Here is a 26,093-nt window from a genome sequence, read left to right on the forward strand (position 1 = left end):
GTGACGTAGGCTGGTGGCATGACAGCCGACCTGGCCGCGTGGCGTGCTTACAGCACCGTGCACACCCAGCTCGCGGCTCACCTCTCCCGCGAGCTGACCCGGGCCACCGGGCTGTCCGAAGCCGACTACCAGGTCCTCGACGCGCTGCTCGACGCCCCCGGCGGCCGGATGCGCGCGCTGGAGCTGCGCTGGGTGCTGCAGTGGGAGAAGAGCCGGCTGTCCCACCAGGTCGGCCGGATGGCCAAGCGCGGCCTCCTGGGGCGCGAGTCGTGCGCCGAGGACGCGCGCGGCTGGGACATCGCGCTCACCCCCGAGGGGCGCGAGGCGGCCGCCCGCGCCCGGCAGGTGCGCGACGACTCCGTCCGCCGCCTCGTCCTCGACGCCCTCGGCCCCGACCGGCTCGCCGGGCTGGAGGAGACGGCCGCTCTCCTGTCGGCCCGCCTGGAGAGGGCAGCGGAGGAGGACCCGTCCTGCCGCGCCGCCCGCGCCGAGGTCTTCCCCGGCGCCCCGTCAGTCGACTGAGCGCAGCAGGAGCAGCGCGATGTCGTCGAGGCGCTGGTCGACGTTGGACGAGGGGGCGATGAGGGCGTCCGCGAGCTCCTGCAGCGGCCGCCGGGCGAGCCTGCCGAGGTGCAGGGAGAGTTCGGCGATGGCGTCGTCCAGCAGCACGCCGGGCGCTTCGACCAGCCCGTCGGTGTAGAGGGCGAGCGTGCCGCCGGGCGGCAGCGCGACCTGCGAGGCCTCGTACTCGGCGTGCGGGTCGATGCCGAGCAGGAGCCCGGGGGCCGGCTCGATCAGCTGGGTCGCCCCGCCGTGGTGGTGCAGCAGCGCCGGCAGGTGGCCGGCGCTGGCCACGTCCAGCACCCTGTTGTGCAGGTCGAGGTTGATGTAGAGGCAGCTGGTGAACCGGTTCGGCGTCAGGTCGATGACCAGCCGGTTGGTGTGCGCGAGAATCTCGCCGGGATCGGCTCCCGAGGCCGCGTAGGCGTGGATCGCCGTGCGCACCTGCCCCATCAGCGCCGCCGCCGTCGGGTCGTGGCCCTGCACGTCGCCGATGACCGCCGCCGCGCACTCGCCACCCAGGCTGATCAGGTCGTAGAAGTCGCCGCCGATGTCCATGCCGCGGGTGGCGGGCAGGTAGCGGGCGGCCACGTCCAGCCCGTCGATGTGCGGCAGGCGGCGCGGGAGCAGGCTTTCCTGAAGGCTCTGTGCGAGACGGTGCTTGGCGTCGTACAGCTTGGCCCGGTCGAGCGCCTGGGCGACCAGCCCGGCGAGCGAGGTGAGGGTGGCGCGCTCGTCCTCGGTGAAGTGGTGCGGGCGTTCGTAGCCGATCACCAGCGTGCCGAACGACCGTCCCTGCGTGGTCAGCGGCAGCACCGCGCAGGCCGCGATGGGGTCGTCGACCGCCGGAGGGTAGACCTCACGCAGTTCCCGCCGGGAGGCGAAGAACCCCGGCTCGACGGCGTCGGCCGGGGAGCCTGCCGGGCTCGACCTGGTCGTCGACCACTCGTTGAACGTGTCGATGGTCTTCCGGCTCGTGCCACGGCTGCCGAGCAGGATCATCCGGCCGCTCTCGGCGGTCCGGATGGACAGGGACTGCGCGTTGAAGACCGGCAGCAGGTGGTCGCCCACCAGGTCGACGATCTCCTGCACGGTGGCCGCCTGGCTGAGCATGGCGGTCAGCTGCAGCATGCTGTGCAGCGTGGAACTGGCCGTCCTCCTGCTCCCGGCCAGCATCTGGTCCGGCATGAGATGCCCGGGGTCACGCGCCATGGTGCTGGGCGTGACGCGGACGCTGATGCCCATCGGCGCGGGATAGAGCTGGAAGGCCAGCCACTGCCCGCTGGGCCGCCGGGCGGTGAAGGAGGTGGCCTCCTGGCTGATCACCGCCGCCCGGTAGCGGTCCTCGTACTCGGGGGTGTTCAGCCACGGCAGCGCCTCCCAGGCGCGCCGGCCGAGCAGCTGGGAAGGCGAGTCGCCGAGCAGTTCGGCGGCCGACGGGGTGAGGAACGTGATCCGGCCTTCCAGGTTCAGCGCCAGGTAGCCTTCGGGCAGGCCGCTGAGGCAGTCCAGGGCGGCCATGCCGGCGTCGGGATCGAGCCGCCGCCCCCGCCGGGGCGAGATCACGCGCGGCCGGACGCGGGGCGTCACCGGCTGCCCGCGCCGCGCGGCGTCGCTCAGCACCGTGCCCATCCGGTGGCACGTCCGCTCGATCAGCTGCCGCCGTTCCTCGGTGAGCTCGGTCTGGCCCGGCGGCCAGGCCAGCAGCAGCGCCCCCCAGGCGGTGTCGCCGGCGCAGATGGGAGCGGCGGCCATCGAGAAGTCGTACGGCAGGGACAGCGCCGCACCGGGGTAGTCGCGGGCCAGCTCCTCCTGGTCGGCCAGCCAGACCAGCCGCCGCTCGCGCAGGGCCACCGCCGACGGCACGGGCCCGTTGACGCGCACTCTCGACCAGGCCCTGGCGATCGTGATGGGGAAGCCCTGCTCGGCGTCCATGAGCAGCAACTCCTGGTCCTCGTCGAGGAGGTAGAGCGCGCCGAGGTGGGCCCCGGTGGCGTCGATGACCGCCACGAGCAGGTCATGCAGCTGCCGCGCCTCCGGACCGGGAGCCGCCATGGGCTCGAACTCCTGTCGCACGCCGCTAGCCCGTCCGGCCCCCTGCGTGCGGAGCCCGTGGAAACGGTCCTCCGAAATCCCTCATACAGGCAGGATGCATCCATAAAGCATCAGCCAAACCTAAAATCTCGGGCGCCGTCATCCGGTTTCGCGGCCTTGAGGTCGGCTTTTCCGCAGGTCGATGGGTATGGGGCAGGTGGAGCTAGGGCATCGGGGGAGGCGTGAGGGGTTCGAGGCGGGTGCGGCGCGGGCGGGCCGTTCTGTCAGAGTGGACGTTCGCCGCCATGCTGCTCGTCGTCACCGTGGCCGTGCTCGGACTCGGCCTGCTGGTCGGGGCCGTCGACCGGCTGGTGCCGCTGCTCATCTTCCTGCCCGCGGTCATCTCCGGCGTGGGCAGTGTGGCGCAGACGACCACGGCGTCCGTGTGGGTGGTCGTGGTGATCGGCTTCGTCGTGGCGTCCGAGGGCGAGGGCATCGGCATGGACCTGGGCGCGATGACGTTCACGGCCCTGTTCGGCGTGTGGAGCGTGCTCAGCTGCCGCTACCGGATCGCGCGCGAGGAGGAGATCCACCGGCTGCGCTCGGCCGGCGCGGCGCTGCAGAGCCAGATCGTCCGCCCGCTGCCGGTGCGCACTGCCGACGTGGTCGTGGACGGGGTCTACGAGCCCGTGGAGGAGGACGCCACGGTCGGCGGCGACATGTACGAGGTCGTCGACACCGATCACGGCACCCGGGTGATGATCGCTGACGTGCAGGGCAAGGGGCTGCACGCGATCGGGGCGGCCATCGCGCTGCTGGGCGCGTTCCGGGAGGCGGCCCACCGGGAGCGGAGTCTGGCCGGGGTGGTGGAGGCGCTGGAGACCGCGGTGGTCAGGCACAACGAGGGCGCCCGGCGCACCGGCGAGCACGAGCGGTTCGTCACCGCCCTCGTGCTGCACATCGACGCCCGTGTGGAGGTGGAGGCGGTCAACTGCGGCCACATCGCCCCCTACCTGGTCGCCCACTCCCACGCCTGGCAGGCCGACCTGGGCGAGCCGGAGCTCCCTCTCGGCCTGGGCCGGCTGGCGGACAAGCGCCGCGAGGCGGTGCGTTTCGCCTTCCCGCTGGACGCGACGATGCTGCTGTGCACCGACGGGGTCACCGAGGCGCGCGACCCCCGCGGCGCCTTCTACCCGCTGGAGCCCCGGCTGCGGGCCTGGGCCAGGCGTTCTTCGTCGGCCCTCGCCGAGGCCCTGCTGGACGACCTGCACGCGTTCACCGCCGCCGACTTCGGCGACGACCTGGCCATCCTCACGTTGCGCAGGAGCGGGTCGGGGCGGCACTGATCAGGAGGGGTCGCTCTCCTCCGCGCCGGCGGGCCCGAGGTCGCGGTGGCGGAACATGTCGATCAACGCCTGGACCGGGATGCCGGCCTCGGTGTGGTGGCGCAGCTCGGCGCTCGGATTGATCTCGTAGCGGTTGCGGCGCCCCATCCGCTCGCGCATGAGGTATCCGGCGTCCTCCAGATCGGAGACGATGCCCTGGGCGGCGCGCTCGGTGATGCCGATCTTCGCGGCCATGTCGCGGAGCCGCACCTGGGGATCGGCGGACACGGCTATGAGCACCCGGGCGTGGTTGGTCAGGAACGTCCAGCCCGATCGCCGATCGACGACGCCGTTCATCGACTTGCGGCCCTCCTTGGGGCTCGATTTCCGTACCGGAACATTTTATACAGAAAACTTCTTCCTGTATTGTGTTGGCAGGAGGTTGGCCGGGTCGTGGCGAGGCCTAGGGACGAGGGGTCGGGTCGATGCGTGCGCTGGCGGGAGATGCGATGGTGATGAGTGGTGCCGGGCACGCCTACGTGCCGGCGGCTGAGCATCTGCTGTATGTCGACAGCCTGCTCCGCGTCACCTGCACGGTGATGCCGGGTCCCTCGCTGGTGCGGCTGGAGGGCGACATCGACGTCACCAACCGCGCGGAGGCGGTGTCCGCGCTGCAGCGCGCCCGGCGCATCGACGCCGACCTGATCGTGGACGTCGGCCGCGTCGGCTTCATCGACCTGGCGGGGCTGCGCTCGCTGCTCGGCCTCGCCGCGTGCGACGGCGTCGTCGTCCGCAACACCCCGCGGCAGATGCGCCGCCTGATCGACGTGCTCGGACTGCCCCCACTCGACTGACACCCGGCGACGCCCGCCCCGTGGGGGAGCGGGCGCCGGGGGAGAGTGTCTACTTCAGCGCCTCCGCCGGTCCGTGGCGGTGCTCGGCCTGGGCGGCGCGAGCCTGGGTCGGCGCGGCGGCGCCCATCGTGCCGGTGTCGAAGGCGTAGGTGGCCGCCAGGGTGGCGATCGCGTCGGAGTTCACGTCCAGCGCCTTGTCGCTGATGTTCTTGATCGTGTCGCAGGCCTGGTGGTAGCACGGGTCGAGCGGGATGCCCGCCGTGCCGCCGAAGATCGCGGCCTCCTCCGCCGTCTTGAGCACCTCGGCGCCGGTGAACAGGCCGCCGGCCGGGATGCCGACCGCGATGAACGGCCCGTAGTCCGAGCGGCCGGTGAACGCGGTCGCCTTGAACGGCTCGCCGCGATCGGCGAAGAACTTCTCGAAGTCCGCCTCGATCTGGTCGGATCCGGGAGGCCCGGCGGTGCCGAAGGCGTCGCCGTCACCGTCGTAGATGCCGAAGGTGTAGTTCGGCGAGGCGATCATGTCGAAGTTGAGGTACAGAGCGATCTTGGCCCGCTCCGCCTCCGTGAGGTTGGCCACGTAGTGCTCGGAGCCGAGCAGGCCGAACTCCTCGGCGCCCCAGAACGCGAAGCGCATCTTGTTCTTCGGCTTGAGCTTGGCCATCTGCAGCGCCACTTCGAGGGTGCCGGCGCTGCCCGAGCCGTTGTCGTTGATGCCGGGGCCCTCCTGCACGCTGTCGAGGTGCGCGCCGAGCATGACCACGTTGTCCGGGTCGCCCTTCCGGCTCTCCGCGATCACGTTGTACGTGGTCCGCGTCTCGGAGATCGGGTCCCAGTTCATCGTGACGGACGTGCCCTCGGCGGCGAGCTCCTGGCCGACGGCGAAGCTGGTGAAGAACGACGGGATCGTGATCCCGGGGCCGCCGAGCACCGGGTTCAGGTCGATCTCGGTGCGGCCTTCCTGGCCCTCGTTGAAGATGATGGCGCCGGTCGCGCCCGCGGCGATCGCGTTCTCCACCTTGACCCGGAAGTTGCAGGTGCCGCGCTGCATGAGCGCGATGCCGCCCGCGGTGAAGCCCTCGAAGTCGCTCGCCTCGCAGCCGGAGCTGGAGCTGTTGGGCTCGCCCGGCGGCAGGACCACGTCCACCGGCTGGACCTGGCCGCTCACCGAACCGGCGGGGGAGTCGCCCATGGCGATGTAGTCGCTGAAGAACCCGTAGGTGTAGGTCTCCTGCTCCGGCGCGGTCCGCTTGAGCACCGGCGGTGTCCGGTAACCCTCGAAGAGGAACTCGAACGGCTGGACCGTCACCTTGTAGCCGGCCAGGCGCAGCCGCAGGGCGACGTAGTCGCGGGAGGCGTCGTAGCCCTTGGTGCCCGACACGCGGGTGCCGTCGAACCTGTCGGCGATCGCCTGGAACACCTTGAGGTGCTTCTTGACGTTCTTGCCCGAGACAGCCTTGACGATCTTGCTTACGTTGTCGTGGGGTTTGGGGTGGGCTTGAGCCGGTCCGGCGGCGGCGACCGTGGAGAGCGCCACTGCGGCGGCGACCGCGCCGACCACGCATTTACGCAGGCGGGAACGCATGATTGCTCCTCAGAACCATGGGAGGTGACCCCGGGGTCAAAAAGCGCGCGTTCCCCGAACTTATTGATAAATCCGGCTATCGGGGAAGATGTGGCAATGCATCTGTTGCATCACGGAGTCAGAACGGGTCAGGAGGATTACCCGTCACCGTAGGGTGGGCGGCATGTCTCCGAGGATCGCCACCGCCAAGCGCGTGGAACTGCCCGAACTGCTCGACTTCCTCCGCCCCCGGCATCACGGCCTGCTCTCCACCGCACGGGCGGACGGGCGGCCCCAGCTTTCGCCCGTCGCCTGCGGCGTCGACGGCGACGGAAGGATCGTGATCTCCACGTACCCCGACCGGGCCAAGGCGCGCAACGCCCGCCGTGACGACCGGGTGTCCGTCTGCGTGCTGTCCGACGACTGGGACGGCCCGTACGTGCAGGTCGACGGGCGCGCGGAGGTGCTCGACATGCCCGAGGCGCTCGACGGCCTGGTCGAGTACTTCCGGTGCATCTCGGGCGAGCACCCCGACTGGGACGAGTACCGCGAGGCCATGCGCCGCCAGGACAAGTCGCTCATCCGCCTCCACATCGAGCGCTGGGGACCGATCGCCACCGGCGGCTTCCCCGCGCGGCTGGCCGGGTGACCTGGGTGTTCACCCTTGTGGTGACCCCGCGCCGAGGCGGAGACTGAAAATGACGGAGGGGGGACGTCATGATCGAAGTCAAGGGTCTCGACAAGCCGGACGAGCGCCGAGACTTCCCGCAGGGCCATCTGGAAGTGCTGGAGCTGAGCGGGCTCAGCTTCGGCGTGTCCACCTTCGAGCCCGGATGGCGCTGGTCGGAGTCGGTCAAGCCGATCGCCGGAACGGAGTCCTGCCAGATCCACCACAACGGGCTCGTGGTCCGCGGCCGCCTGTTGATCAGGATGGACGACGGCACCGAGACGGAGGTCGGGCCCGGCGAGCTCTTCGTCTGCACGCCGGGACACGACGCGTGGGTGATGGGTGACGAGCAGGTGATCGTCTACGACTTCGCGGGTGGTGCCGCTGAGTACGCCAAGGCAAAGGAGTCCTGAAAAATCCGGACACGTGGGGCCCTCTGGGGCTCCCGTGTTCTCCTACGCGGAGCGGCCCCCGGCGGTCCTCCGTCACGGCAGCCGGGTCACCAGGATCCCGTCGTCGTCGCTCCACAGCTCCGCGCCCGGAAGGAAGGTGACGTCGCCGAACGTCACCGGCACGTCACGCTCGCCCGCGCCGTCCTTGGCGCTCTTGCGTGGGTTGCTGCCCAGCGCCTTGACGCCCAGGTCGAGTTCGCGCAGCGCGGTGACGTCGCGCACCGCGCCGTTGATCACCACGCCCGCCCAGCCGTTGGCCACCGCGGACCCCGCGATCACGTCTCCCATCAGCGCCGTGCTCACCGAGCCGCCGCCGTCGACCACCAGCACCCGCCCCTCACCGGGCTCCGCCAGGGCCGCCTTGACCAGGGCGTTGTCCTGGTGGCAGCGCACGGTCGCGATCCGGCCGCGGAACGCGCGACGTCCCCCGTACTGACGCAGTTGCAGGTCGCAGGAGTCGAGCTCGTCGCCGCGCTCGTCGTACAGGTCGGCGGTGATGACGGTCATGGGGGCTCCTTCGACGGTCCGGTACGGCGACACAAGCTACAGCCCAGCGGGCGGCGTCCCGCTACCGGTGGTGGCGCCACGGCATGGCCAGGTCGGCGCCGCGCGGCGCGTGGACGCCGGTGTGCAGGCCGGAGGTCTGGATGGCGCGGCTGATGTCGGTCGGCGTGAGCAGGCCGACCAGGTGGCCGCCGGGATCGAGCACCACCGCCCGGCCGTCGGCGCAGCCCGTCATCCGGGGCAGCAGGTCCATCAGCGGCTCCTCCGGCGTGGACCTGGGCACCTCGCCGGGCGGGCAGGCGATGTCCGCCAGCCGGGTGGTGGCCCGCGCCTCGGGCGGCAACTGCCGGATGCGGTTCAGCGTGACCAGCCCCGCGAAGCCGCCACGCTCGTCCACCAGCGGATAGGTCGACAGGCGGCGGCTGAGCACCACCTCCTCGATCAGGTCCGCCACGGTCTCGTCGGGACGCGACACCACCGGGTCGCGGGACATCACCTCGCCCACCCGTACCCCGCGCAGCGCCACGCCGAGCTGCGCCTGCTGCTCCTCGGCGCTCGCGGCGTTGACCAGGAACAGGCCGATCAGCGCCAGCCAGATCCCGCCGAAGCCGGCCCCGACCGCCACCTGGAGGAAGCCGAGCGCGATCAGCACGTACCCGAACGTCCGCCCGGCCCGGGCGGCGGCGACGGCGGCCCTGCCGCGGTCGCCCCACCGCCACCACAGCGCGGCGCGCAGCACCCGGCCGCCGTCCAGCGGCGCGGCCGGGACCAGGTTGAAGACGGCCAGCAGCACGTTCACCGCCGCCAGATAGACGAACACGTCCCCGGCGAGCGACGGCCCGGCGGCGGCCCGGACCAGGACCGCCACCACACCGAACAGCAGGCCCGCCACCAGGCTCGTCAGCGGCCCCACCACCGCGATCTGCAGGTCGGCGCGGGGCGTCTTGGGCTCGCCGCGCAGCTCCGCCACCCCGCCGAGCAGCCACAGCGTGATCCGCGACACCCCGATGCCGTGACGCCCCGCCATCAGCGCGTGCGCCACCTCGTGGGCCAGCAGGGAGGCCATGAACAGCAGGGCGGCCACCACCCCTGCGGCCAGGTAGGCGGCCGTGGACAGGCCGGGGAAGGTCAGCGGGAACCGGCCGAAGGCCAGCCCGAACACCAGGATCGCGACGATGAGCAGCACGCTGAGGTTCATCCCGACCGGGACACCGCCGATCCGGCCGAGTGGGATCGTTGAGCGCATCTTCCCTCCAACGGAGCCGACGTCCGCCATGCGCCTACCCACGCCGCGACCGAGGTCACCGGCCCCGACCTGCTCCGATCCGGTTTCGGGACGGGAGCGCCGGGCAGGTCGCACCGGGTGACGAGACGACGTTTCACCCCGCTCGACAACACGTTGGTCCTGCTCACCCGCGGTTACGCCTGGCTGCCCGACCTGCTCCGGCGGACCCGCGGCGACGTGATGACCCGGGTCATGGGCAACCGGGCCACCGCCCTGCGCGGGCCGGAGGCGGTGCGGTTCCTGTACGACGAGCGCCACGTGCTGCGGCACGGCGCACTTCCCGAGCCGATCCAGGCCACCCTGCTCGGCAAGGGCGGGGTGCACTCGCTCGACGGCGCCGCCCACCGGGCGCGCAAGGCGCTCTTCATGTCCGTGCTGGCCGACCCCGAGTCGGTCGCCCGCCTGGTCCGCCACGTCGGCGACGCGTGGGACGAGACCGTCGCGACCTGGCCGGGACGCTCGCCCGTGGTGCTCTTCGACGAGGCCGCGGAGATCATCGCCAGGGGAGCCTGCCGCTGGGCGGGCGTGCCCGTGGCCGAGGCCGGCGTCAAGGCGGTCGCGGAGGACATGGTGGCCATGGTCGACGGGTTCGCCACGCCGGGGCCGCGCCACTGGCGGGCCAGGCGTGCCAGGAAACGCAGGGAGCGCTGGCTCACCCGGCTGTTCGACGACGCCCGCGCCGGCAAGGTCACCCTGCCCGCCGGCTCGCCCGCCGACCTCGTCGAACGCCACCACGACAACGAGGGGCAGCCGCTGCCGTCGCACGTCGCCGCGGTCGAGCTGATCAACCTCATCAGGCCGACCGTCGCCGTCGCCTGGTTCGTCGCCTTCGCCGGGCACGCGCTGCACCGCCGGCCGCACCTCAGGCAAGCGCTCGCCGATCCCGCGTACGCCGAGGCGTTCGCCCAGGAGGTCAGGCGCTTCTACCCGTTCGCCCCGTTCATCGGCGGCCGGGCGGCCGGCGACCTGACCTGGCGCGACCTCCGCATCCCCGAGGGCACGCTCGTCCTGCTCGACCTGTACGGGCAGAACCACGACGCCGGACTGTGGGAGGACCCGTACACCTTCGACCCCGGCCGGTTCGTCGAGTCGCCCCCGGGCCGCGACGACCTGGTGCCGCAGGGCGGCGGCGACCCGCACACCGGCCACCGGTGCCCCGGCGAGGCTGTCACCGTCGAACTGCTGAAGAGCCTCTCCGCGCGGCTGGCCGGCCTGGAGTACACCCTGCCGCCGCAGGACCTGACGATCCCGCTGCGGCGGATCCCCACCCGGCCGCGCAGCGGCGTCGTCATCGACGCCGTGCGGGTGCCGGCTCAGTCGAGGTCGACCACGACGGGCGCGTGATCGGACGGCCCCTTCCCCTTGCGGGCCTCGCGGTCCACGTACGCCGACCGCACCCGATCGGCGACGCCCGCGGCCGCGTACACCAGGTCGATGCGCATCCCCATGTCCTTGTGGAACATGCCCGCCCGGTAGTCCCAGTACGTGAACGGGTGCGGCCCCTTCATCGGCGTCGGCACCACGTCCCTGAGCCCGAGCGCGCGCAGCTCGGTCAGCGCCTGCCGCTCGGCCGGGGTGACATGGGTGGACCCGGCGAACACGGCCGGGTCCCACACGTCCGCATCCGTCGGCGCCACGTTGAAGTCGCCGCACGCCACCACCGCGCGCCCGGCCCGCAACTCCGCCCGCACCGCCTCGCCGAAGGCGGCGAACCAGGCCAGCTTGTACGTGTAGTGCGGCGAGTCGAGCGTGCGCCCGTTCGGCGCGTAGATCGACCAGACCCGCAGCCCTCCGCAGGTCGCGCCCACGGCCCGTGGTTCGGGCGTGACCGTGACGGTGCCCTTCGCCGAGTCGAAGCCCGGTTCGCCGGGGAAGCCGAGTGACACGTCCTCCAGCCCGATCCTGGAGAGCACCGCCACCCCGTTCCACCGGCCGTCGCCGTGAGCGGCCGTCGCGTACCCGAGCGCGGCCACCTCCCGCGCCGGGAAGCCGTCCGCCGGGCACTTCGTCTCCTGGAGGCAGACGATGTCGGGCTCCTTGTCGGCCAGCCAGTCGAGCAGGCGCGGCAGCCGGGCCTTGACCGAGTTCACGTTCCACGTCGCCAGGCGCATGGTGCCAGCTTGTCAGAGGCGAGGTAGCGTCGCGGGCGTGCGGCTGGAAGGAATGCCGGCGGGTCACCGGCTGCGTTACGGGCCCGCGGCCGAGGGCATCGAGCGGCTGGAGGCGTCGCTGGTGGGCGTGGCGTTCTCGCCGCACCGCCACGACACGTACGCGATCGGCGTGACGCTCGCCGGCGTGCAGACGTTCCGCTACCGGGGCGAGTCGCGTCACTGCCTGCCGGGGGAGTGGCACGTGCTCCATCCGGACGAGGTGCACGACGGGGCGGCGGGGACCGGCGACGGGTTCGGCTACCGGATCTTCTACATCGACCCGGCGCTGGTGCAGGAGGCGCTGGGCGGGGCGCCGCTGCCGTTCGTGGCCGACCCGGTCATCCGGGGGCGCGGCGTGCCCGCGTCGCTCGCGGCCTGCCTGGCCGGGCTTGACGAGCCGCTCGACGGCTTCGCGCGGGTGGAGGTCGGCGTGCTGGTCGCCGGGATGCTGGCCCGGTACGGGTCGGCACGGCACGGGTCGGCTCTGTACGGATCGGCGCGGTACGGGCGCCGGGGGCCGCTCCCGATGGCGGCGCTGGGCCGGGTGCGTGAGCTGATCGCGAGCGACCCGGTGGTGCGGCGGCCGGTCGAGGAGTTCGAGCGGGTGGCAGGGCTGGACCGGTGGACGATCGCGCGCCAGTTCAGGGCCGCGTACGGCACCAGCCCGACGCGCTTCCGCACCATGCGGCAGCTCGACCTGGTGCGGCGGCTGCTCCTGGCGGGCACGCCGGCGCGCGAGGCGGCGGTGGGGGCGGGCTTCGCCGACCAGGCCCACATGACCCGCATGTTCAAACGCGCGTACGGCCGCACCCCGGCCGCCTGGCGAGCCGCCCTCCCCTGACCTCCCGCGGACCCTCCGCACAGGCGGTCGCCCGATCGGGCGGGACCCGTCCGGTACGGGCGATCGCCCGAGCGGGTCGGCTCGCGGCTGGGTGGCGGGGGCGGTCGTCCGGTCAGGTCGGGTCCGGGTTGGGGGTCGCGGTGCGCTTTTCGAGGGCGTGGATGACGGCGGCCATGTCCTGGGCGCCGTGGCCGAGTGCGAGCGTCTCGCCGAAGAGCGCGTGGCAGACGTCCAGCAGGGGTGAGGCCAGTCCCCGTTCCCTGGCCGCCTCGGCGATCAGCCGGTTGTTCTTGAGCACGTCCGCGATCGCCGCCTGGGCGGTGAAGTCCTCCCGCACCAGCTTGGCCGCCTTGGTCCTGGACACGTCGCTGGCCATCGGCCCCGAGTCGAGCACCTCGCGCAGCCGGTGCACGTCCAGTCCGTGCCCGCGGGCGAAGTGCACCGCCTCCGCCAGCCCGGTGACCGTCGTGATCAGGAACACGTTGACGGCCAGCTTCATCAGCAGCGCCCCCGGCACCGGCCCGCAGTCGAAGGCCTCGGCGCACATCGGGCGCAGCAGCGGCCGTACCTCCTCGACCGTCCCGGCGCGCCCGGCGAGCATCGCCACCAGCCGCCCCTCCTCGGCGGGCCGGCGTGACCCGGAGACGGGGGACTCCACGTATCCGCCCCCGGCGGCCAGGACGTCGGCCTCCAGCCCTGCCGAGTAGCCGGGCGAGGTGGTGCCCATGTGCACGATGACGCGACCGGCCACGTTCCCGGCGAACCGCGGCGTACCCCGTCCCAGCACCGTGTCCATGGCGGACTCGTCGGCCAGCATGAGGATCGACACCCGCGCCCGCCGCAGCACCTCGTCGGGGCTCGCGGCCACCTCCGCCCCCGCCGCGCGGACCGGGTCGCAGCGTCCGGGGGTGCGGTTCCACACCACGAGGGGGATCCCGGCGCGTGCCAGGTTCACTGCCATGGGCTGCCCCATCAGGCCGAGCCCGAGGAAACCGACGTTCATGGGGCTTGTTGTAGCCGGAACGGCCGGTCCGGGTCTTGTACGGTTGTGACACCTCGCCACGCCGTGTCCGGCGGTGCCTTGATCGTACGGATGCGTGCATCTAGCCTCGTTCTGGGTGTTCAAACCTGTTCGGCTAGGGGGGCCACATGGCAAGAACGCGCAAAATCACTGTGGCGACGGCGGCGGTCGTACTCACCACATCCGCTCTGACCACGCCGGCGGCGGCCGCGAAACCGCCCCGCTGCCCGCTGATCTTCGGCCACGGGGGCTATCCCGACAACCCCGGCGCCAGCCTCAAGGACCGCATCCGCCAGGCCAACAACCCGAGCGCCGTGCGCCACATGCGGCGCTCCGGCGCCCAGGGCGTCGAGGCCGACGTCCAGCTCACCAAGCACGGCACCAAGGCCGTCATGTGGCACAACACCACCACCAACGGCCTGACCGGTCCCCGGCGGGCGATCACCGACCTGTGGTGGAGCACCGGCGACGGCAATCTCAGGTCCCGCCGGATCTCCCGCGGCCCCTACAAGGGCGAGAAGGTCTACACGCTGCGCGCCTGGCTGCAGCATGTCGCGTCGGTCCGCATGATCGCCCTCCTGGAGGTCAAGCCGGAGGCCAAGCGCGTCCTGGCCAGCAAGGCTCACTCCGCCGCCGCGTGGCGGGAGCTCTCCTACCCGCTCCTGGAGCGGCAGGACCTCCAGCCGATCATGGTCTACTCGACCGACCCGTGGATCCAGAACCAACTGGCCAAGCGCCACCCGTCGCTGCTCAAGGGCGAGCACGCGCGCTGGACCGACAGCGTCGTCTGGGACGAGCCGCCGCCCGGCTGGAAGGGCAACACCCACCGCTGGCAGAGCATTCTCAAGCTCCGCCCGATCAGCATCATGACCAACTACCCGCTGGAGTACCGCCGCTGGCTGGAGGGCCGGTGCGACTGACGGCTACCTGGCCGCGCTGAAGTCGTTCAGCTCGCGTACGGCACGGTCCATGTCGTCGGCGGTGCCGAGGCGCAGCAGCTTGGTGTAGAGGATGTCGCCGGCGGCGGCGCCGCGGCGGATCGCCAGCGCGCGGGCGGTCATCCGCGCCTGGATCTCGTTGACGATCACCTGCGGGTCGCCGCCCCAGCCGTACGCCGACAGGAACTGCCGCAGCCGCTTGGGCCTGGCCTCGAACGAGGTGAAGCCCTCCGCGGCGGCAACGTGCCGGGAGTGCAGCGGCACCCAGCTCAGCGCCATCCACGCCACGTCGGACTCCACCGAGACCGGGCCGGCGAAGTCCCAGTCGAAGAAGCCGGTCAGGCGGCCGTCGTGCCAGGCGGCGTTGAACGGGCTGGCGTCGTTGTGCGCGATGATCAGGCCGGGCCGCCAGCGCCCCCCGCCGCGCCAGGCCGCGTCCGGCGGCGGCACGAACCCCGCCACGGCCTTGTGGTAGTCACGCAGCCACCAGGCCACCTGCCGCAGCGCGTCCTCGGTGCGGGTCCACTCGGGCCACACCTGGCGGGTGCCCAGCGTCTCGCCTTCGAGGAAGGTCAGGACCTCCCGCCCCTGGCTGTCGACGCCGACCACGCGCGGCGCCCCGGCGAAGCCGACGCGCTCCAGGTGTCTCAGCAGCTCGTGGACGGCCGGGGTCCACGAGCGCACGGTCCTCCTCACTGTCGCGCCCAAGCGGGTCGCGCCCCCGTCGTTGCCTCCATCGAGGCGAGTCTCCAACTCTCACCCACCTGCCTCTGGGCTCGCAGGAACGCCTCAGCTCAGGCTCTCAACAGGCAGGGCAATCTCCAAGATGGAGAACTGCCAAGGAACAAGCTTTGTCCACATTTGGACATACAAAAAAGCCAGCTAAACGGGTGTATCTGCTTATACGCCGATTTTTCGTGCTTGACAAGATCTTGTCAGGCCATCCGGCCGGTGCTACCTCTTGCGGATGCGGGTGAAACCGCGCGTCCCGGGCACCACTGGAGGGAAAACGTGCCGACCATACCCTGGTTACGCAGCACCGTTGTCGTCGCCGCCACCGCGGCGTTAGTCCTGCCCCTCGCCACGCCGGCCCTGAGCGAGCAGACCCGAACCGCCGGCAACGACCCGATCGTCCACGACTTCCAAGCAGAGGAACACGGCAAACCCGACGTCGACAACCGGCAGGGAACGGTCCCGCCGCCGATCGGGGCCAACGCGCGCACCGCCGCGCCCGAGGCGACCGTCCGATGGAACGCTCTCGGCACCCCTGCCGTCGTCACCGCCGCCCAACCGCTCGCCGAGGGCCTCGGGTCAGACCCTGAGCAGGCCGCGCGCGCGTACCTCAAGAACAACGAGCGGCTGTTCGGCCTGTCCGCCGAGGCGGTCGACGCGCTGGAGAAGGTCGCCGTCAACCCGATCGGCGACGGCCACGCCGTGCTCCTGCGCCAGCGCTTCGGCGACCTGCCCGCAGGGGTGGACGGCATGGTCGCCGTCGGCGTCCATGACGGGACCGTACGGCACGTCACCTCGACGCTGTCACGCGAGAGCGCCGCGCCGCCGGCGGCCACGCTCAGCGAGCAGCAGGCGCTGGAGATCGCGGCGAGGGACGGCGAGATCGACCTGGCCACCGCCGTCACCAAGCGGGTCACCAAGGTCGCGGTGCCCGCGCCCGACGGCGTGCACAGCGCGTACGAGGTCGTCCTGATCGGCGGCGCCGACGGCGAGGCCGCCGCGTACACCACGCACGTGGACGCGGTGAGCGGCCAGATCCTGGTCCGCGAGAACCTCGTCGACCACCACCACGACGCGGACAACCCGAAGTGGGACGTCTTCCCCGCCAACCCGCCGGCGAACTACTCCTCCCGCGACACCCGCGAGACCTGGTGCCACGAGGGCGAGCGTGGCTGTGACTACGTGCCCGGCGGGGACCCGGCGACCGGCAAGGCGTGGGACGTGGACCACGCCACGGACCAGCCCACCGGCACCAGCCTCGGCAACGCCGCGCGCACGTACGAGAACCGCGCCAGCGGCGACCCGTTCACCGTCGGCACCCGCAGCAACGTGCTCACGCCGGGCCGGAACTACCAGTACCCGTGGCGCAACACCTGGTTCGAGGCCAAGTGCAACCCGGCCGTGTTCGACCAGGAGGGCGAGGCCGACCTGGAGGCGGCGATCGCCAACCTGCACGTGATGCACAACCGCATGCACGACTGGTCCTACCGGCTCGGCTTCACCGAGACCGCGTGGAACATGCAGCAGGACAACGGCGAGCGCGGCGGGCTCGGCGGCGACCCCGAGCAGGGAAACGCGCAGGCCGGCGCCCGCGACCTGACCGTGCGCGACAACGCCAACCAGATCACCGGCCCCGACGGGGTCGCGCCGATCACCAACATGTACCTGTGGCAGCCCATCGCCGGCGCCTTCTACGCGCCGTGCGTCGACGGCGACTACGACATGTCCGTGATCGGGCACGAGTACAGCCACGCGATTTCCGGGCGCATGATCGGCGGCCCGAACGCCGGCTGGAGCGGCGCCCAGGCCGGCGCCATGAACGAGAGCACCTCCGACCTGATCTCGATGGAGTACCTGTTCGAGTACGGGTTCCGCCCCGCGGGCAAGACCCCGTACGTGACCGGCGGGTACGTCACCGGTGACCCGGAGCGCGGCATCCGCAACTACGACATGTCCAAGTCGCCGCTGAACTACAGCGACATCGCCTACGACCTGGTGGGCCAGCAGGTCCACGCCGACGGCGAGATCTGGACGGCGACCCAGTTCGACGTGCGCGAGGCGTTCGTCAAGCGGTACGGCAAGGGCACCGCCAAGCAGCAGCGGGAGTGCGCGGACGGCAAGAGGCCGGTGGACAAGTGCCCGGGCAACCGGCGCTGGGCGCAGATCTCGTTCGACGCGCTGCTGCTCATGGCCTCCGGCGCGGTCAGCTACGTCGACCACCGCGACGCGCTGCTCGCCGCCGACACCATCCGGTTCGGCGGCAGGAACCACGACATCATGTGGCGCGCGTTCGCCGCTCGGGGCCTGGGCGCGGACGCGGCCAGCAACGGCTCCGGCGACCCGGACCCGACGCCGAGCTTCGTCGACCCCGAAGGCCGTAACGGCTCGCTCAAGCTCAAGCCGCTGGGTGAGGCCAAGGGCGCGGCGCTGCGGCTGTACGTGGGCGACTACGAGGGCCGCGCGGTGCCGGTCGCCGACACCGACCCGGCCACCGAGCTGGGCGACACCGTCGAGATGACGCCCGGCGTGTACGACTTCGTGGTCACCGGAGCCGGCTTCGGGCACACCAGGATCAAGGGCGCGGTGGTGCCCGGCGTCACGCTGCCGCTCCCGCTGGCCCTGACCCGCAACCACGCCTCCGGCGCGGCCGGCGCCACGGCGGCGGGCGACGGCGTCAACCACGGCAGGCTCATCGACGAGACCGAGGCCACGAACTGGGCCTCGCTCACCGGCGCCCCGGCCGGCAAGTCGGTCACCGTGGACCTGGCGGGCGACAAGCCCGTCAAGATCCGCCGCGTCCAGGTGAGCGCCATGCTGCGGCCCAACGTCAACGACCCGGCCGACCCGGGCGGCCAGAACCGGTTCTCGGCCCTGCGCTCGTTCGAGGTGCTGGCCTGCGCCAAGGACTGCGCCGACCCGGCGAAGTTCAGGAAGATCTACACCAGCCGGGCGGACGCCTTCGACACGGCGCTGCCCCGGCCCCGCGGAGCCGACCTGCTCATCAAGTCGTTCCGCGTGCCCGCCACCGACGCCACCCACCTCATGATCCGCGCGCTGACCACCCAGTGCACGGGCAACCCGCTGTACGCCGGAGAGCAGGACGAGGACCCCAACTCGGCGACCGACTGCGGAACGGCCAGCCCGCTCCGCGACCAGGTCAGGGCCGCCGAGTTCCAGGCGTTCTCGCACTGACGTCCCGGATCGCGGCCCGCGCCCGGCACGGGCGCGGGCCGCGGTGACGGCGCGGACCCCCGGATCCGCGCCGTCGCATCGCACAACACCCGTGGAGGCCTTCCGTGCGTCTACCCGCCGCCCTCGCGGCCGTCGCCTTCTCCGTCGCGCTGCTCGCCCCAGGAGTGGCCGTCGCCGAGCCCGTACCGCCCTCCCGAGACTTCGGCAACGGGCCGGAGCGCAACGAAGAGGCCGCCGGCCTCGGCGAGCGGGCCTCCGCCCTGCGCGCCGCCCCCGGCGCGGACTTCCGCCGCCGTCCCGGCCATGACCAGGGCTACCCCCGGCGGAACACGCTGCCCGTCCCCGCCGAGAACCCCGCCGACGCCGCCATCAAGCTCGGTCTCGTCCCGTACCACGGCATCGCCGCCAAGCTGAACGACCTGCAGAAGCGCAGCGACCGGGTGAGCGCCGAGATCACCGGCCGCAGCCACGACGGCCACGACCTCTACCTGGTGACCGTCACCGCGCCCGAGAGCCGCGGCGAGGCGCGCGAGCAGGACCGGATCCGCGAGCGCATCGAGAACGACCCCGCCGGGGCGGCCCGCGACCGGAAGCTCGTCAAGAAGTACAAGGCGCCGGTCTTCTTCAACGGCAACATCCACGGCAACGAGTGGGAGGGCACCGACGCCGTCCTGCGCGTCATCGAGGAGCTCGCCACCAGCACCGACCCCAGGACCGCCGCCCTGCTGGGGCGGACCAGGCTGTACTTCAACGTGACCGCCAACCCCGACGGCCGCATCGCCGGGACCCGGCAGAACGGCGCCGGGTTCGACCTGAACCGCGACTTCATCACGGCCTCCCAGCCGGAGACCCGGGTGATGCGCCAGATCATGATCGACACGCAGCCGGTGGCCATGCTCGACCTGCACGGGTACGTCAACGGCACGCTCGTCGAGCCCACCACGCCGCCGCACGGCGCCAACTACGAGTACGACCTGTTCATCACCAACGCCTACCCCAACGGCCTGGGCATCGAGGCGGCCATCCTGGAGCTCGGCTACACGCCGGAGGCGGACGGGGTGTTCCCGCCGCAGATCCCGTTCCGGGACTCCGCCGAGGGCTGGGACGACTGGCCGCCGATCTTCACCCCGCAGTACGCGCCGTTCCAGGGGGCGGTCGCCTCGCACACGATCGAGTTCCCGATGCGGGTGAACGGCTCCGACTACACCAACCGGCCCGTCGAGGAGCTGCGCCGCCGCTCCGCCATCAACGTCGACATCGCCGCCGCGGCCGTCCGGGCCACGTACGCGTTCGTGGACTCCCGGCACGACCGGATCATCGCCGACCAGATCGAGGTGTTCAGGCGCGGCGCGGCGGGCGAGCCGGCCAAGGAGGTGCCGCTGGGCATCGTGCCCGGGTTCGGGCCCGAGGACGTCTACACCACCACCTACCCGCGCGCGTACGTCATCCCTGCGGGGAACGCGCAGCGCTCGGCCACGGCGGCGGCCCGCCTGGTGGACCACCTGGTCGCCAACGACGTCCGGGTGGAGCGGGCGAAGCTGCCGTTCCGGGCCGGCGGGAAGACCTATCCGGCGGGCTCGTACGTGGTCGACATGCGCCAGCCCAAGCGGGGGCTGGCGAACGTGATGCTGGAGCCGGGGCAGGACATCTCCCCACGGGTGGATGCCATGTACGACATCTCCGGCTGGAGCCACGCCCTGCTCTGGGGCGCCACGGTGGACACCGTCGCCTCCGGCTCGCTCCACGTGCTCGGCGTGCCGGTGAGCGCGGCCGCGCCGACCGGGTCCGTGCCGGACGGGCGCGGGCCGCTGGCGCTGGCCGTGCGTGACGCCAAGGAGGTGCGGGCCGTGAACGACCTGCTCTCCCAGGGGGTCGAGGCGGTCTGGGCGGACGGGGCCGTGGTCGTCCCCGCCGGGACCCGCGGCGCCGCCGAAGCCGTGGCCGACCGCTACGGCGTGGCCTTCACCAGGGCGCGCTCGGGCGACGGCGTCCCGCTGACGCCGGTCCGCGTCGCCGCGGCGGTCTCCGCCGACGAGCTGTTCACGCTGCGCGAGCTGGGCTTCGCCGTCACCCCGGTCTCCACCGCCGTGCTGAACGCCGGCTTCGACTGGAGCGGCGCGGACGTGCTCGTCGTCTCCAGCGGGCTCAGCTACGCCGCGCTCGACCCGCAGGCCAGGGCGGCGCTCGACGCGTTCCTCGCGAGCGGCGGCGTGGTCACACGCGGCGGCACCGGCGCGGCCTTCAACGCCGCCGCGGGGCTGCTCACCGCGACCTCCGTGGCGGGCCGGGGCGACGCCAACGGCGTCGTCAGGGTGACGAACGGCGACGGGCAGGTGGCCGGTGACGCGCCCGCCCACGCGTTCGTCTACTCGCCGCGCTGGTTCACCGGCCTCGGGCCCGAGGTCACGGTCGAGCAGTCGTACGCGGCCGGCGACCCGCTCGTCTCCGGCCACTGGCGTCCGAACCCGGACGGCACCGGCGGCCAGGACGCGGCGGCTGGTCAGGCGGCCGTGGTGAGCGGGCGGGACGAGCGGGGCGCGGCGGTGGTGCTCTTCGGCACCGAGCCACTGTTCCGCAACCACCCGAAGGGCCTGTTCCCGCAGGTCGCCCGGGCGCTCTACTGGTCCGCCGCCGTCACCGGCAGCCCCGTGACCACCCGATAGCCGGCGTGGCCGGCGGCCCCGCGCGGGGCCGCCGGCCCGTCCGTCAGTCCGGCGCCGGGACCAGGGGCAGGAACTGGTCGTAGAAGTCCGTCTTGATCCGCAGGACCCGCTGCTCGGTCTCGCGGAAGCCCGCCGCGGACTCCTCCCCGGTGACCAGCTCGGCCAGCCGGGCGCCGAGCTGGTCGGAGTGCGTCCCGGACGGGAGCGACTCCGCGCCGAGGGGGTGCGCCTTCGCGTCGTGGACGAGATGGGGATGGTAGAACCTCGACCGGTTCACGCCGTCGCCGGTCAGCACCTCGGCCATCCTCGGCCAGAGCCGCCCGTACTCGGCCGCCACCAGGATCTCGCCCCAGAACCGCAGGATCGTCACGAGCCTCAGGTCGGCGTCGGGCCCGCGGCCCGCCTCGGCGATCAGCCGGAAGATCGCGGTGGTCGCCTCCACCGTGACGGCGGTCGGCGCGGTCTCCACCAGCGCCTTCCTGGACACGCCCAGCCGGAGCATGTCCGCCTTCATGTCCTCCCGGTGCGAGGGCACGCGGCCGTCGCCGCCGGGGTACTCCTCGCGCAGGATGACGCGCGCGATCCGGCGGCTGGCCTCGTCCTCCAGCAGGTCGATGGCCAGGTCGTAGGCGGGGGTGAAGGCGAGCGACAGGAACCGCCGCTGGAGCAGCACGGCGGCGAAGCCGTCGGCGGAGAGCAGGGCCGCGCCGGCCAGCACCGGGTGCCGCTCGAACCGCTCGACGAGGTCGTCCTCGAACGCGTCCAGCTCCTTCATGTGGGCCTCCTGGGCGGGATGTCCTTGAGTGATGTGCGCCAGTCGGAGAGGTCGACGTCGTGGCCGACGGCCCAGAGCATGTCCAGCTCGCCCTGGATCTCCGCGCCCATCGGGGTGTCGGCGCCGTCGATCTCCAGCTGCGTCGAGTCGACGGCCAGCTTGCCGTGCAGGAACGAGCTGACGAAGTAGCGGTCGTCGGCGCGGTAGACGGCTATCGACGGCAGGGAGTCGTAGATGCGGACGCCGAGCAGGTGCTTCCTCGCCCCGGCCTTCTTGTGCACCGAGGCGAGGACGGACAGGCACCGCTCCACGTTCGCCGGCACGTCCTCTTCGAGCGCCGGGTCGCGCACCACCCGCAGCGCCTCCTCCCGGAGCTTGGCCACGGCCGACCGGGGATGCAGGAGCAGGACGCGCACCCGGACGCCGCGGTGCAGGGCCTCCTCCAGCGCGTCCTCCAGCCGGTGCAGGTGAGGTATCCACGTCTGCAGGATCGCGGCCTCGCGCCTGGCCGCGACCAGGTGGTCGATGAACACGTCCTCGGCGAAGCGGCGGTGGATCCGGGTGACGCCGCCGTAGTGGGAGACCTTGCGGTCGCGGGCGATGGCCTCGACGTCGAGGGTGACGATCAGGTCCTTGATCTTCTCGATCGCCCTGAGCCGGTCCAGCTCCAGGAGCAGGAAAAGCGTCACCGTGCTCAGGATGAGCAGCGTGATCTTCGGAATGGCCGCGCCGAGCATGCCCGGGTCGAACCAGCCGAACAGGGCGGCGGCCGAGACCACCGCGCCCAGGCCCACCGTGAGGGTGAGGGTGACGCGCTCCGCTATGTGACGTATTCCGCTGGCCATGGCAGATCCCGGGGGGTTGCGCGCTGCGATTACTTGCGACGATAACCGGGGATCGGCCGCCGCGCCGAGGGAGTGGTGAAGTGCGGTGTTTCGTCCCCGCGCAGGGCGGTCCCCGAGGCGCTGGCGTAGGATGGAGCGATGTTCTGCCGCGTCAGGGACGGCGTCGTGCCGGAGAGGGACGGATGAGGCTCACGCTCGGCTCCCGGACGTTCGGAGAGACGCCGCTGCTGATGGCGATCGTCAACCGCACCCCCGACTCCTTCTACGACCGCGGCGCGACGTTCGCCCGTGAGGAGGCGCTGCGCCGGGTCGACCAGGTGGTGGCCGAGGGGGCCGACATCGTCGACATCGGCGGGGTGAAGGCGGCGCCCGGCGGCGACGTCGACGTGCGCGAGGAGATCGAGCGCACCGCCCCGTTCGTGGCCGAGGTGCGCGAGCGCCACCCCGACCTGGTGATCAGCGTCGACACCTGGCGTCACGAGGTGGGCCGCGAGGTCTGCCAGGCCGGGGCCGACCTGCTCAACGACGCCTGGGGCGGGGCCGATCCCAAGCTGGCCGAGGTGGCCGCCGAGTTCGGTGCGGGGCTGGTGTGCGCCCACACCGGCGGGGTCGAGCCGCGCACCCGGCCGCACCGGGTGGAGTACGACGACGTGGTGGCCGACGTGATCGAGCGGACCGTCGCGCTGGCCGAGCGGGCGGTGGCGGCCGGGGTGCCGCGCGAGCGCGTGATCATCGACCCGGCTCACGACTTCGGCAAGAACACCTGGCACTCCCTGGAGGTGACCCGGCGCGTCGACGAGCTGGTGGCCACCGGCTGGCCGGTGCTGGTGTCACTGTCCAACAAGGATTTCGTGGGCGAGTCGCTCGACCTGCCCGTGGGGGAGCGGCTGATGGGCACGCTCGCCGTGACCGCGCTGTGCGCCTGGCAGGGGGCGCTGGTGTTCCGGGCGCACAACGTGCCGGAGACGCGGCAGGTGCTCGACATGGTCGCGGTGACGCGCGGCGTCCGCCCGCCCGCGCGCACCGTACGGGGGCTGGCATGATCGTCGCGGCGGCGACCGTTCCCGGCGCGCCGCTGCTGCTGCCCGGCGTCACCGGCGGGCCCGTGCGGGAGGTCGACAAGGCGCGCGAGGCGATGGCCGCGGCCGTCACCGCGCTGCTCGACCAGGGGGCGGAGGAGATCGTCGTGGTGGGCGGCGCGCCCGCCACCCGCCCGTTCCCGCCCGACGCCCCCGGCCCCGAACAACGCGTGGCACCGGGCTGGCGACGGCCGCATCGTGACCGCCGGTCCGCGCCCGACGGGCGGCGGGGCGGGGCGGGTGCTTCGCCGGAGGTGCCCGGCGGCCCTGAAGAACGGGTGGCACCCGGCAGCCCCGGTCGGCGATGGCCGGGTCTTGACCATCGGTCCGCGCCCAACGGGCGGCGGGGCGACGAGGTGCTGCCCGAGGGTGCTTACTCAGAGGTGTCCGAGCCGGGTGGCGAGAGTGTGCCGGGGCCGGCTGGTTCCGGGGGGAGAGACGGTGCGGGGGTGGCGGTGGAGGATCTTCTTCCGGTGTCGCTCGCCGTCGGGCGGTCCCTGCTGGGAGGGTGTCCGGTGCCGTGGACCTTGCGGGGGGTGGGTCGTCATGAGTCGCGTGACCGTTGCCTTGAGCTCGGCCGCGAGCTGAGGGAGGGCGGGCGTCCGGCGGGGCTGCTGGTCGTCGCCGACGGCAGCGCTCGGCGGAGTGAGAAGGCTCCCGGTCATCTCGACCCGTCCGCGATCGAGCTCGACGCCCGGATCGGGGCCGCGCTCACGGCGGCCGACGCCGGCGCGCTGCTGCGCCTGGATCCCGCCGCCTGCGAGCGCGCCCTGGTCGCCGGGCGGGCCGCCTGGCAGGTCATGGCCGCCGCCTGCGAGGACCGGCCATGGCAGGCCCAGGTCCTGTACGAGGAGGACCCGTTCGGCGTCGCCTACTGGGTCGTCACCTGGACCTGACGCGGACCTAGTCTCACCCGGGCTTGGACGCGAGCCGAGGAGTGCCCACCCCGGAAGGACGGGGTGGGCGGGTGTGTGTCAGCGGAGGCTTGCGTGCTGGGTGGCTGAGGCCCAGGTGCGGAGGTAGGACTCGGCGCCGGCGGCCAGGTCCTGGACGATCTCCGGGCCGGCGATGATCCGCATGTCCTCGATCCAGTCGGGCACCAGGCCGTAGTTCGCGACGCCGTCCTGGTTGACGTCCCAGACCCGCTCGCCGGTGCGCTGGCGGTCGAGGGTGACGCCGTCGAGGGAGGTGAAGGGGTACGTGACCGGGTTCGACGCGTTGCCGGCCCGGGGCGCGGGGAGGCGGCCCATGCCGTTGGCGTCCAGCCCGTACCCGTAACCCGGCACCTGGTGGGCCTGCCGGAGCGGCTCGGTGCGCCGCCACTCGTCCACGAAGTGCTCGGCGTCGTGGCCGTACTGGGTGACCATGCCGCCGAGGGCGTAGATGCGGTCCAGGTAGTGCGGGTCGGTCCAGCTGTGGGAGGAGATGACGCCCGGGTAACCGGCGGCTTCGAGCAGGTCGAGAGCGCTGTCGGCGGCCTTGACGCTCATGTGGTCGACCTCGATCATCATGCCGCGCCGCATCATGCCCTCGATCATGTACTGGCCGAGCGAGGTCAGGCCGCGCGTGTTGCAGTGCGGGGCCGCGGGATAGATGGGCAGCGAGACGCCCGGCGGCAGCAGGCGGGCGATCTGACCGGGCAGCACGCCCGCGGGCTCGATGGTGTTGTCGTGCTCGGCGGTGGTGCAGGTGCGCGCCTGCCAGAACCTGCCGGTGCCGAGCAGGTTGCCGATGTTCACGATCGCGCCCTGGGTGCCCGAGTCGAACCGCACCCCGCACAGCGCGTTGTCGTACTTGTGACAGGCGAACATGCTGCGCACGCCCAGCTCGTACATCTCGTCGAGGCCGCGGTCGATCTGCGCCCGCGTGCACGCGGAGATGCCGAGGACCTGCCGGCAGCCGAACGGCTCGGAGGTCTCCACGCCGAGCACCACGGCCAGCTTGCCCGCCTGGACGACCTGCCGCGCCTCGGCGGGGTCGCGGACGATCCGGAACCAGCCGCGGCCCGGCCCGCCGTGCTCGGCGTCGACGTGGGCCTGCAGTTCGCGGGCGCGCTGGGCCTGGAGCCTGATGGAGTCCATCTCGTCGCAGCCGTGGCGCCGCAGCGGGTAGATGGCGCACAGCTGGCGGTTGGCGACCAGGTGGTTGACCATCACCCGCAGCCCGCCGCGCCAGGCCCGCTCCACCCAGGTGTAGTACGCCTGCTGGTGGGTCAGCGAGTCGTGCGCGGGCCAGTCGCGGAACGTCGGCCAGCCCACCGGGTCGTGGGTGCCGGTGGGCGAGCCGGTGCGGGTGAAGTTCTCGAACCAGGCCAGCTCGCCGTTGGGCAGGTGGTCGGGGCAGTCGCGCAGCGCCTTGGCGATGCCGTCGGGATCGAACGGCTTGCCGCACATCAGCATGCCGCCGAACGCCTCGTACGAGAACAGGTGGCTGTGGGCGTCGACGAGGCCGCGCACGTCGGCGGCCGAAGTCGTGGCCGAGGTGGTGGCGGAGGTGGCGACCGCTGGTATGGGGCTCTGCGCGATCAGCGAGCCGGCCAGGAGGACGAGGCCGGAGGTGATGCGGACGAGGGATCGGAGGCTCTTCACGGACACCTCACAAGTGGGGGGTG

23 protein-coding genes are annotated in these 26,093 nt (G+C 72.4%); 12 read left to right on the forward strand and 11 right to left on the reverse strand.

Features of this window, described 5'->3' with window-relative positions:
* Positions 1–18 precede the first annotated feature (18 nt).
* A complete protein-coding gene (locus tag ACZ6YG_RS10075; protein ID WP_271277891.1) occupies positions 19–522 on the forward strand; it encodes a MarR family winged helix-turn-helix transcriptional regulator in 504 nt (167 codons plus the stop codon).
* Here the strand turns inward: ACZ6YG_RS10075 and ACZ6YG_RS10080 are convergent.
* Complete coding sequence (locus ACZ6YG_RS10080; protein ID WP_466017724.1) at positions 511–2,616, reverse strand: SpoIIE family protein phosphatase; 2,106 nt, start codon at positions 2,614–2,616, stop codon at positions 511–513. The two genes, ACZ6YG_RS10075 and ACZ6YG_RS10080, sit on opposite strands and share 12 nt — an antisense overlap.
* A 221-nt stretch (positions 2,617–2,837) precedes the next feature.
* On the opposite strand from ACZ6YG_RS10080, the gene ACZ6YG_RS10085 reads away from it, so the two are divergent.
* Complete coding sequence (locus tag ACZ6YG_RS10085; protein WP_466017725.1) at positions 2,838–3,941, forward strand: PP2C family protein-serine/threonine phosphatase; 1,104 nt, start codon at positions 2,838–2,840, stop codon at positions 3,939–3,941.
* On the opposite strand, the gene ACZ6YG_RS10090 is transcribed toward ACZ6YG_RS10085, so the two are convergent.
* Positions 3,942–4,277: a helix-turn-helix transcriptional regulator gene (locus tag ACZ6YG_RS10090; RefSeq protein WP_466017726.1), complete on the reverse strand. Its 336-nt coding sequence runs from the start codon at positions 4,275–4,277 to the stop codon at positions 3,942–3,944.
* A 152-nt stretch (positions 4,278–4,429) separates the two neighbouring features.
* On the opposite strand from ACZ6YG_RS10090, the gene ACZ6YG_RS10095 reads away from it, so the two are divergent.
* Positions 4,430–4,774, forward strand: a complete 345-nt coding sequence (locus ACZ6YG_RS10095; protein WP_466017727.1) for an STAS domain-containing protein — start codon at positions 4,430–4,432, stop codon at positions 4,772–4,774.
* 49 nt (positions 4,775–4,823) lie between these two features.
* On the opposite strand, the gene ACZ6YG_RS10100 is transcribed toward ACZ6YG_RS10095, so the two are convergent.
* Positions 4,824–6,359, reverse strand: coding sequence for a M28 family metallopeptidase (locus ACZ6YG_RS10100; RefSeq protein ID WP_466017728.1), 1,536 nt, complete (start codon positions 6,357–6,359; stop codon positions 4,824–4,826).
* A 163-nt stretch (positions 6,360–6,522) separates the two neighbouring features.
* Here ACZ6YG_RS10100 and ACZ6YG_RS10105 point away from each other — a divergent pair, with 163 nt between their 5' ends.
* Complete coding sequence (locus ACZ6YG_RS10105; RefSeq protein ID WP_466017729.1) at positions 6,523–6,987, forward strand: PPOX class F420-dependent oxidoreductase; 465 nt, start codon at positions 6,523–6,525, stop codon at positions 6,985–6,987.
* A 68-nt stretch (positions 6,988–7,055) separates the two neighbouring features.
* The gene (locus ACZ6YG_RS10110; protein WP_466017730.1) at positions 7,056–7,418 is read left to right on the forward strand and encodes a cupin domain-containing protein; all 363 of its coding nucleotides are present in this window, start codon (positions 7,056–7,058) and stop codon (positions 7,416–7,418) included.
* A gap of 72 nt (positions 7,419–7,490) precedes the next feature.
* On the opposite strand, the gene rraA is transcribed toward ACZ6YG_RS10110, so the two are convergent.
* On the reverse strand, positions 7,491–7,964 hold the full coding sequence (rraA, locus tag ACZ6YG_RS10115; protein WP_466017731.1) for a ribonuclease E activity regulator RraA: 474 nt from the start codon (positions 7,962–7,964) through the stop codon (positions 7,491–7,493).
* Between the two features lie 61 nt (positions 7,965–8,025).
* On the reverse strand, positions 8,026–9,207 hold the full coding sequence (locus tag ACZ6YG_RS10120) for a site-2 protease family protein (protein ID WP_466017732.1): 1,182 nt from the start codon (positions 9,205–9,207) through the stop codon (positions 8,026–8,028).
* 117 nt (positions 9,208–9,324) lie between these two features.
* Here ACZ6YG_RS10120 and ACZ6YG_RS10125 point away from each other — a divergent pair, with 117 nt between their 5' ends.
* Positions 9,325–10,590: a cytochrome P450 gene (locus ACZ6YG_RS10125; RefSeq protein ID WP_261808740.1), complete on the forward strand. Its 1,266-nt coding sequence runs from the start codon at positions 9,325–9,327 to the stop codon at positions 10,588–10,590.
* Here ACZ6YG_RS10125 and ACZ6YG_RS10130 read toward each other — a convergent pair.
* Positions 10,560–11,357, reverse strand: coding sequence for an exodeoxyribonuclease III (locus tag ACZ6YG_RS10130; RefSeq protein WP_466017733.1), 798 nt, complete (start codon positions 11,355–11,357; stop codon positions 10,560–10,562). The two genes, ACZ6YG_RS10125 and ACZ6YG_RS10130, sit on opposite strands and share 31 nt — an antisense overlap.
* Before the next feature lie 37 nt (positions 11,358–11,394).
* Between ACZ6YG_RS10130 and ACZ6YG_RS10135 the strand changes: the two genes are divergently transcribed.
* Complete coding sequence (locus tag ACZ6YG_RS10135; protein WP_466017734.1) at positions 11,395–12,237, forward strand: AraC family transcriptional regulator; 843 nt, start codon at positions 11,395–11,397, stop codon at positions 12,235–12,237.
* Between the two features lie 112 nt (positions 12,238–12,349).
* Here the strand turns inward: ACZ6YG_RS10135 and ACZ6YG_RS10140 are convergent, their stop codons facing one another.
* Positions 12,350–13,240 (reverse strand): NAD(P)-dependent oxidoreductase, encoded by an 891-nt coding sequence (locus ACZ6YG_RS10140; RefSeq protein ID WP_466017735.1) that lies wholly within the window; start codon positions 13,238–13,240, stop codon positions 12,350–12,352.
* 146 nt (positions 13,241–13,386) lie between these two features.
* Here ACZ6YG_RS10140 and ACZ6YG_RS10145 point away from each other — a divergent pair, with 146 nt between their 5' ends.
* The gene (locus ACZ6YG_RS10145; protein ID WP_148033266.1) at positions 13,387–14,178 is read left to right on the forward strand and encodes a glycerophosphodiester phosphodiesterase; all 792 of its coding nucleotides are present in this window, start codon (positions 13,387–13,389) and stop codon (positions 14,176–14,178) included.
* Positions 14,179–14,181: 3 nt separating this feature from the next.
* Here ACZ6YG_RS10145 and ACZ6YG_RS10150 read toward each other — a convergent pair whose 3' ends face one another.
* The gene (locus tag ACZ6YG_RS10150) at positions 14,182–14,880 is read right to left on the reverse strand and encodes a phosphotransferase (RefSeq protein ID WP_466017736.1); all 699 of its coding nucleotides are present in this window, start codon (positions 14,878–14,880) and stop codon (positions 14,182–14,184) included.
* A 327-nt stretch (positions 14,881–15,207) separates the two neighbouring features.
* Here ACZ6YG_RS10150 and ACZ6YG_RS10155 point away from each other — a divergent pair, with 327 nt between their 5' ends.
* Together ACZ6YG_RS10155 and ACZ6YG_RS10160 are read left to right on the forward strand one after the other, a co-directional pair.
* Entirely contained in the window at positions 15,208–18,120 is a 2,913-nt protein-coding gene (locus ACZ6YG_RS10155; protein WP_466017737.1) for a M36 family metallopeptidase, read from the forward strand.
* Between the two features lie 104 nt (positions 18,121–18,224).
* Complete coding sequence (locus ACZ6YG_RS10160) at positions 18,225–20,783, forward strand: M14 family zinc carboxypeptidase (RefSeq protein WP_466017738.1); 2,559 nt, start codon at positions 18,225–18,227, stop codon at positions 20,781–20,783.
* A gap of 43 nt (positions 20,784–20,826) precedes the next feature.
* Here ACZ6YG_RS10160 and ACZ6YG_RS10165 read toward each other — a convergent pair whose 3' ends face one another.
* Both ACZ6YG_RS10165 and ACZ6YG_RS10170 read right to left on the reverse strand, forming a co-directional pair.
* On the reverse strand, positions 20,827–21,558 hold the full coding sequence (locus ACZ6YG_RS10165) for a hypothetical protein (RefSeq protein WP_466017739.1): 732 nt from the start codon (positions 21,556–21,558) through the stop codon (positions 20,827–20,829).
* Positions 21,555–22,403 (reverse strand): hypothetical protein, encoded by an 849-nt coding sequence (locus ACZ6YG_RS10170; RefSeq protein WP_466017740.1) that lies wholly within the window; start codon positions 22,401–22,403, stop codon positions 21,555–21,557. Before ACZ6YG_RS10170 ends, ACZ6YG_RS10165 begins: the two co-directional genes overlap by 4 nt.
* Positions 22,404–22,585: 182 nt before the next feature.
* On the opposite strand from ACZ6YG_RS10170, the gene folP reads away from it, so the two are divergent.
* Positions 22,586–23,446: a dihydropteroate synthase gene (gene folP / locus ACZ6YG_RS10175; protein ID WP_148033262.1), complete on the forward strand. Its 861-nt coding sequence runs from the start codon at positions 22,586–22,588 to the stop codon at positions 23,444–23,446.
* Entirely contained in the window at positions 23,443–24,378 is a 936-nt protein-coding gene (locus ACZ6YG_RS10180) for a class III extradiol ring-cleavage dioxygenase family protein (RefSeq protein ID WP_466017741.1), read from the forward strand. Before folP ends, ACZ6YG_RS10180 begins: the two co-directional genes overlap by 4 nt.
* Before the next feature lie 78 nt (positions 24,379–24,456).
* Here ACZ6YG_RS10180 and ACZ6YG_RS10185 read toward each other — a convergent pair whose 3' ends face one another.
* The gene (locus ACZ6YG_RS10185) at positions 24,457–26,070 is read right to left on the reverse strand and encodes a Coagulation factor 5/8 type domain-containing protein (RefSeq protein ID WP_466017742.1); all 1,614 of its coding nucleotides are present in this window, start codon (positions 26,068–26,070) and stop codon (positions 24,457–24,459) included.
* Positions 26,071–26,093: the final 23 nt, after the last annotated feature.

Source organism: Nonomuraea sp. NPDC054003 (assembly GCF_055585125.1).